This window comes from Actinacidiphila polyblastidii (genome assembly GCF_036353415.1).
GTDB classification, from domain to species: Bacteria; Actinomycetota; Actinomycetes; order Streptomycetales; family Streptomycetaceae; genus Actinacidiphila; species Actinacidiphila polyblastidii.
This window is the reverse complement of sequence record NZ_JAZEWV010000001.1, coordinates 733,721-740,178: the sequence shown is the minus strand read 5'-3', so window position 1 is coordinate 740,178 and position 6,458 is coordinate 733,721. Positions and strand designations below refer to the sequence as shown.

5 protein-coding genes and 2 pseudogenes are annotated in these 6,458 nt (G+C 70.3%); 1 reads left to right on the top strand and 6 read right to left on the bottom strand.

Annotated features, from left to right (window positions below; translation table 11 throughout):
- Positions 1-187: 187 nt before the first annotated feature.
- The 4 genes and pseudogenes from V2S66_RS03050 to V2S66_RS34460 form a co-directional block, all read right to left on the bottom strand.
- Positions 188-1,873: a ribonuclease J gene (locus tag V2S66_RS03050; RefSeq protein WP_330792801.1), complete on the bottom strand. Its 1,686-nt coding sequence runs from the start codon at positions 1,871-1,873 to the stop codon at positions 188-190.
- A 127-nt stretch (positions 1,874-2,000) separates the two neighbouring features.
- Entirely contained in the window at positions 2,001-2,900 is a 900-nt protein-coding gene (gene dapA / locus V2S66_RS03045) for a 4-hydroxy-tetrahydrodipicolinate synthase (RefSeq protein WP_330792799.1), read from the bottom strand.
- Between the two features lie 160 nt (positions 2,901-3,060).
- A pseudogene (thyX, locus tag V2S66_RS34465) lies at positions 3,061-3,504 on the bottom strand (FAD-dependent thymidylate synthase); the annotation flags it as partial.
- A gap of 9 nt (positions 3,505-3,513) precedes the next feature.
- A pseudogene (locus tag V2S66_RS34460) lies at positions 3,514-4,401 on the bottom strand (FAD-dependent thymidylate synthase); the annotation flags it as partial.
- A 163-nt stretch (positions 4,402-4,564) separates the two neighbouring features.
- On the opposite strand from V2S66_RS34460, the gene V2S66_RS03030 reads away from it, so the two are divergent.
- Entirely contained in the window at positions 4,565-5,110 is a 546-nt protein-coding gene (locus V2S66_RS03030; RefSeq protein ID WP_330792798.1) for a hypothetical protein, read from the top strand.
- A 56-nt stretch (positions 5,111-5,166) separates the two neighbouring features.
- Here V2S66_RS03030 and V2S66_RS03025 read toward each other — a convergent pair whose 3' ends face one another.
- Positions 5,167-5,622 (bottom strand): tetratricopeptide repeat protein, encoded by a 456-nt coding sequence (locus tag V2S66_RS03025; RefSeq protein ID WP_330792797.1) that lies wholly within the window; start codon positions 5,620-5,622, stop codon positions 5,167-5,169.
- Between the two features lie 4 nt (positions 5,623-5,626).
- Positions 5,627-6,436 carry a 4-hydroxy-tetrahydrodipicolinate reductase gene (gene dapB / locus V2S66_RS03020; RefSeq protein ID WP_330792796.1) on the bottom strand — a complete coding sequence of 270 codons (810 nt, stop codon included), beginning with the start codon at positions 6,434-6,436 and terminating at the stop codon, positions 5,627-5,629.
- Positions 6,437-6,458 lie beyond the last annotated feature (22 nt).

Here is a 6,458-nt window from a genome sequence, read left to right as displayed (position 1 = left end):
TGTGTTCCGACTTTAGCAGATGCTTTCCGGTCGGAATTACCAACCCCGTTGCGAACACACACGTTTCCGCGGGTCTCGTCGAGGCGGTTGTGCCAACGTACTGGAGCGGGCCCCCGGATGCAAATCCGGGGGCCCGCTCTCGGCCATGTGGTTGACGGTGCGTCAGGACGCCCGTGCGGGAGGCAGGTCAGACCTCCACGACCACCGGCAGGATCATCGGCCGGCGGCGGTAGGTGTCGGAGACCCACTTGCCGACGGAGCGCCTGATGAGTTGCTGGATCTGCCGCGTCTCCATGACCCCGTCGGAGGCCGAACGGGACAGCCCCTCCTCGATCTTGGGAATGACCGCGGCGAACGCCTCGTCCTCGATGCCGGAACCGCGCGCGTGGATGTTCGGACCGCCGACGATCTTGCCGGTGGCGGTGTCCACGACGACGAACACCGAGACGATGCCCTCCTCACCGAGAATGCGCCGGTCCTTGAGGGACGACTCGGTGATGTCGCCGACGGACAGGCCGTCGACGTAGACGTATCCGGCGGTGACCTTGCCGGCGATCTTGGCGACGCCGTTGACGAGGTCGACCGCGACGCCGTCCTCGGCGATGACGCAGCGTTCCTTGGGAATGCCGGTGAGCTGACCGAGTTCGGCGTTGGCGCGCAGATGGCGCCATTCGCCGTGGATCGGCATCAGATTGCGGGGCTTGCAGATGTTGTAGAAGTACAGCAGTTCGCCGGCCGAGGCGTGCCCGGAGACGTGCACCTTGGCGTTGCCCTTGTGGACGACGTTGGCGCCCCAGCGGGTGAGCCCGTTGATGACGCGGTAGACCGCGTTCTCGTTTCCGGGGATCAGGGAGGAGGCGAGGATGACGGTGTCGCCCTCCACGATCCGGATCTGGTGGTCGCGGTTCGCCATCCGGCTGAGGGCGGCCATGGGTTCGCCCTGGGAGCCGGTGCAGACCAGGACGACCTGCTCGTCCGGGAGGTCGTCGAGGACCTTGACGTCCACGACCAGGTTGCCGGGCACCTTGAGATAGCCGAGGTCGCGGGCGATGCCCATGTTCCTGACCATGGAGCGGCCGACGAAGGCGACCTTCCTGCGGTGGGCGTGGGCGGCGTCCAGGACCTGCTGGATGCGGTGCACGTGGCTGGCGAAGCTGGCCACGATGATGCGCTTGTCGGCGCGCCCGAAGGTCTGCCGGAGCACCTGGGAGATGTCGCGCTCGGGCGCGACGAACCCCGGGACCTCGGCGTTGGTGGAGTCGGCGAGCAGCAGGTCGATGCCCTCCTCGCCGAGCCGCGCGAAGGTCGGCAGGTCGGTGAGGCGTCCGTCCAGCGGCAGTTGGTCCATCTTGAAGTCGCCGGTGGCGACCACCATGCCGGCCGGGGTGCGGATGGCGACGGCCAGCGCGTCGGGGATGGAGTGGTTGACGGCGATGAACTCGCAGTCGAAGGGGCCGATGCGCTCTCGGTCGCCTTCCCTGACCTCCAGCGCGTACGGCCTGATGCGGTGTTCCTGGAGCTTGGCCTCGATGAGGGCGAGGGTCAGCTTGGAACCGATCAGCGGGATGTCGTCCTTCTCCCTGAGGAGGAAGGGGACGGCTCCGATGTGGTCTTCGTGGCCGTGGGTCAGGATGATGCCGACGACGTCGTCGAGGCGGTCCCTGATGGAACTGAAGTCGGGCAGGATCAGGTCGACGCCGGGCTGTTCCTCTTCGGGGAAGAGGACGCCGCAGTCGACGATCAGCAGCTTCCCGCCGAATTCGAAGACGGTCATGTTGCGACCGATCTCGCCGAGGCCGCCGAGCGGGGTGATGCGGAGGCCGCCCTCGGCCAGGGCAGGCGGAGGACCGAGTTCAGGATGCGGATGGCTCAAAGGTTTTTCTCCCTACCGCGCACGCCAGAGGGTCTCCTCTGAGGGGCCGTGGCGTGTGCGACATGCATTGGTCGTTTTCTCGGATTCTTGTCTTCCGGTGCTGCGTATTCAGTTGTGAAGTCTGTTGTCAGAGGTGTACCCCGCCCGCGGCGAGATCCCTCCTGAGCTGGTCGGTCTCGGTCCCGGTGAGTTCCACCAGGGGCAGCCGGAGGGGTCCTGCGGGCAGTCCGCGCAGCGCCAGGGCGGCCTTGGTGGTGATGACGCCCTGGGCGCGGAACATGCCGGTGTAGACCGGCAGCAGCCGCTGGTGGATCTCGGCGGCCTTGGCGACGTCGCCGCCGGCGTACGCCTCGATCAGGCTCCGCAGCTCCGGGGTGACGAGGTGGCCGACGACGGAGACGAAGCCGGTGGCGCCGATGGCCAGGAGCGGCAGGTTGAGCATGTCGTCGCCGGAGTACCAGGCGAGGCCGCTGCGCGCGAGCGCCCAGCTCGCAGCGCCGAGGTCGCCCTTGGCGTCCTTGTTGGCCACGATGCGCGGGTGCTCGGCGAGCCGGACCAGCGTCTCGGTGTCGACGGGCACGCCGCTGCGGCCGGGGATGTCGTAGAGCATCACGGGCAGGCCGGTCGCGTCGGCGATGGCGGTGAAGTGCCGGTACAGGCCCTCCTGCGGGGGCTTGCTGTAGTACGGCGTGACGGTGAGCAGTCCGTGCGCCCCGGCGCGTTCTGCCTGGCGGGCGAGGTCGATGCTGTGCGCGGTGTCGTTGGTGCCGACGCCGGCGACGACGTGTGCGCGGTCGCCGACCGCGTCGAGTACGGCTCGGACCAGCTGCTCTTTCTCCTGGTCGCTGGTGGTCGGCGACTCTCCCGTGGTGCCGTTGACGACCAGGCCGTCGTTGCCGGCGTCGACGAGGTGGGTGGCCAGCTGCTGTGCGCCGTCGAGGTCGAGGGCACCGGCGGTGGTGAACGGCGTGACCATTGCGGTCAGCACCCGGCCGAAGGGGGCCTTGGGGGTGGAGGTCGGAGCCATGTCTCCCACGGTACTGGGTGGGTGTGTACGGACGCAGCCGTGGGACCTGCGGAAAGGACTCCGGCGCTGCCTGCTCGGGGGTTCAAGCAGCGCCGGAGACCGTTTCTGCAGCGTAGATGAACTTCGCGAACGCCTGCAATTCGGGCACTTCGGACAGATTTTACGGGGCGACTCGGCCGTTCGCGTTGAATGCCGCGTGGGTGAGCGGCATCAGCTCCTTCCAGAGCTCCTCCATCTTCTCCCCGACCATCTCGATCTCCCGCTGCGGGAAGGACGGGACGGCCGCCAGCTCGTGCTGGGTCCGCAGCCCGAGGAAATGCATCAGTGAGCGCGCGTTGCACGTCGCGTACATCGACGAGAACAGACCGACCGGAAGAGTGGCCCTGGCCACCTCGCGCGCCACTCCGGCCGCCAGCATCTCCTGGTAGGCGGCGTACGACTGGGTGTACGACTCCTCCATCGCCGCCGCCACCGCCTTGTGCTGCTCGGGGCTGCCGTGCACGAACTCGTACTTGCCGGGCCGCCCCTGCTGCACCAGCTTCCGGTCCTCCCCCGGCACGTAGAACACCGGCTGCAACTCGCGGTACCTGCCGGACTCCTCGTTGTACGAGTTGTGCACGACGATTCCGTCGGCCAGGAAGTTGTGCCAGGGACCGGCGACGGACAGGTCGTACGTCATCTCCTCGCCGTCCTCGGCCACGGCCACGATGCGGTCCGGCACGGCCGGTGCGACCTTGGGGCGGTCGCGCTGGTTCGAGGTCCCTACCCCGATGTCCCGGCGCACGCCGGGCGGAACGAGGTCGGCGGGCGGCTGCGGGGCGGTGTCCGCCGCCATGACCGCGTCACCTGCCGCCAGCTCGCCGGCCTTGCGCCACCCTTCCGGCGTGAGGACGGCGTGATCGACGGAGCAGCGCAGCGTCCGCCCGCTCTCTGTCGTGAGACGCAGGAGCGCCTTGACCCCGGACTCCATCACGTCGACGATCTGCGCCCGCTGCGCGAGCAGGGTGTCCTCCTCGTAGCAGCGGACATGGGCGCCGCGGACCGATGCGACCCCGGCCTGGGAGTGCCGCGTCGCCCCGTCGGCCGACAGCCCCGTGCGGTCCTCTGCACCGTGGTGCCACAGGCGGTGGAGGTCGGCGATCTTCCGGTGCCGCAGGCTCCCGTCCTCGCTCTCCAGTGTCACCTCGGTGTCACCGGCCAGGCACCATCCCACCCGGTGGCGCATGAACTCGCGGAAGACGAAGATCGGGGCGCTGACGAAGAAGGTCATGGAGTTGTGCTCGAAGGGGCTGCCGTGGCGGTCGCGCATCAGGTAGTTGATCAGGCCCTTGGAGCGCTCGGGGTCCTTGGTCAGCTCCGCCAGGGACTGCTCGCCCGCGGTGGAGACCCGGGCCGCCCAGAGCACGTCGGAGTCCGACGCGCTGTGCTTCACCAGCTCGACGCTCACGTCGTCGCGAAAACGGACGGGGGTGTCGGGGGCGGCGGGCTGATCAGTGGACACCGGCGGGTCCTTCCTGTTGGCTTCAGTGCGCCGCCCAGCCTAAGCGGTGGGCCCGACAGTGGGGCGTACGCGGCCTGCGCGACCCGGAGGTTGGCCGTCGCCGGGTTGACGGCTAGCCTCACCGGTCATAGCCCCTGCCGGAATCCGGAAGAGGAATCTCCGCGTGTCCCTGCCCTACCGCTCCCCGACCGCCGTCGACGACGAGTTCGCGACCGGACGGCCGCTGCCGCACGATGTCCACGACCGCTGGATGCGGCCGTACCGACCGGGGCCGTGGCGGGTCGGTCTCGCGGCCCTCGCCCTGATGCTGGCCGCCTACATGCTCTTCGCCTCGCTCATCATGGTCGCCGCCGGCAGCGTGAACGGGGCCGCCACCTGCCTGGTCGTCGCCCTCGCGGTGATCGTCTGCACCCTGCGGCTGCTGCGGGTGGGGCTGTGGCTGAGCGGCAAGGGGCTGCGTCAGGTGTCCTTCTTCGGCACGGTCACGGTGCCGTGGTCGAAGGTCGACACGGTGCGTACGGCGCAGCAGCCGGTGAAGGTGCTGGGGCTGCCGCGGACCGTGATGGGTCAGGCGCTGCTGATCACCCGGCGTGGCGGCGGCCAGCTGCGCACCATGGTGACCGACCACAACGCGGACTTCCTGGGCCGGGTGGAGGCGTTCGACATCGCAGCCGACGCCATCGAGGGCTGGTCGACCGAGCTGCGCTGACCGGCGGGGCTTCGGGGGCCGGCCGGTTCGCGGCCTCCCCCGGGGCTCCGGGCCGGTCAGCGGGCGGCCTGCCGGTCCCCGTCGTGCAGGGCGATGGCCCGCTGCATGGCCTTGCGGGCGCGCGGCGTGTCGCGGGCGTCGAAGTACGCGACCGCCAGCCGGAACCAGTTCCGCCAGTCCTCAGGGGCGGCCTCGGTCTCGGCCTGGCGCTTGGCGAAGACGGCGTCCGCCGAGTCCCGGTCGATGCGGCCGCTGGGTGTGCGGACCAGCTCGTCGACGGGCAGTCCTCCTTCGGCCTCCAGCTCCCGGCCGAGCCGTCCCGCGTGCCGGGCGAACTGCGTGGTGTGCCACAGGAACCACGCGCCGATCAGCGGCAGCACCAGCACGGCGACGCCGAACGCCACCGTGACCGGGCGGCCGTCGGCGATGAGCAGCACGCCGCGGTCGCCGACCAGGACGAAGTAGAAGAGCAGGGCGATCGCGGAGGCCGCGTAGCCGATTCGGGAGCGCATGACGTCAGGCTCCTTCGCCGGCGCCGGTGCCGTCGCCGGGCCCGGCCGTCCCGGTCTCCGCGGTCACGCCGGTGAGGAAGTGCTCGAGGCCGAAGGTGATCCCGGGCACGCCGGGGACGGTGCGGACGGCCAGCAGGATGCCCGGCATGAAGCTGCTGTGGTGCAGCGAGTCGTGCCGCAGGGTGAGGGTCTCCCCGGTGCCGCCGAAGAGCACCTCCTGGTGGGCGAGCAGGCCGCGCAGCCGTACGGAGTGCACCGGGACGCCGTCGACGTCGGCGCCGCGCGCGCCGTCGAGGCCGTGGGTGGTGGGGTCGTGCTGCGCGTCGAGCCCGGCCTCGCGGCGGGCGGCCGCGACCAGCTGGGCGGTGCGGGTGGCGGTGCCGCTGGGCGCGTCGGCCTTCTTGTCGTGGTGCAGTTCGATGACCTCGACGGACTCGAACCAGCGGGCCGCCTGGCGGGCGAACTGCATGGTCAGGACGGCGCCGATGGAGAAGTTCGGGGCGATGAGGACGCCGGTGCCGGGCGAGCCGGCGAGCTGCCCTTCGAGGGTGGCCAGCCGCTCGGGCGTCCACCCCGTGGTGCCGACCACGGCGTGGATGCCGTGGCCGGCGCAGAACTCCAGATTGCCCATGACGGCGTCCGGGTGGGTCAGCTCCACGACGACCTCGGCGCCGGCCTCGGTGAGGGCGTCGAGGCGGTCGCCGCGGCCGAGGGCGGCGACCAGGTCCAGGTCGTCGGCGGCCTCGACGGCGCGTACCGCCTCGGAGCCGATCCTGCCCCTGGCGCCGATGACGGCCACACGGAGCTTGCTCATCGTTGTCCGGTCCTCCGGGTCG

Coding starts and splice junctions, on each gene's coding strand:
- dapB (WP_330792796.1), bottom strand. CDS start 6,436: ATGAGCAAGCTCCGTGTGGCCGTCATCGGCGCCAGGGGCAGGATCGGC.
- dapA (WP_330792799.1), bottom strand. CDS start 2,900: ATGGCTCCGACCTCCACCCCCAAGGCCCCCTTCGGCCGGGTGCTGACC.
- V2S66_RS03025 (WP_330792797.1), bottom strand. CDS start 5,622: ATGCGCTCCCGAATCGGCTACGCGGCCTCCGCGATCGCCCTGCTCTTC.